Genomic DNA, 299 nt, shown 5'->3' with positions numbered 1-299 from the left:
GCCCCGGCCGGCGTCGGCGGGCCGCGCCGGGGCGCTCGCGGCCCTCGCCACGGTCGCGGGCGGGGCCGCCGGGTGCGTGATCGGCCTGGCGGTCGCCTGGCCGTGGACGGCCTCCAACAGCTGGGACCCGCTGCCGAGGGCGCCGTTCGACACCCCGTGGGCGCTGATCGCCGCCCTGGTCGCGGGCCTGCCGGTGCTCACCGCGACCCTCACCGCCCTGCTCCCGTCAGCCCGCCGGGGGGGCGCCCGGCGCGCGCGGGGGGGGGGCGGGGCTGGGGGGTGGGGGGGGGGTGGGGGGG

The 299-nt window shown here is 84.6% G+C and carries 1 protein-coding gene; it reads right to left on the bottom strand.

Features of this window, described 5'->3' with window-relative positions; translation table 11 throughout:
- The coding region (locus AB0G11_RS24970; RefSeq protein ID WP_357588522.1) for a hypothetical protein at positions 1-213 on the bottom strand (213 nt) is incomplete at its 3' end.
- Positions 214-299: the final 86 nt, after the last annotated feature.

It is taken from the genome of Nonomuraea sp. NPDC023979, from assembly GCF_040639085.1.
GTDB classification, from domain to species: Bacteria; Actinomycetota; Actinomycetes; order Streptosporangiales; family Streptosporangiaceae; genus Nonomuraea; species Nonomuraea ceibae.
The sequence above is the reverse complement of the archived record's forward strand: the minus strand, read 5'-3'. Positions and strand labels throughout refer to the sequence as shown.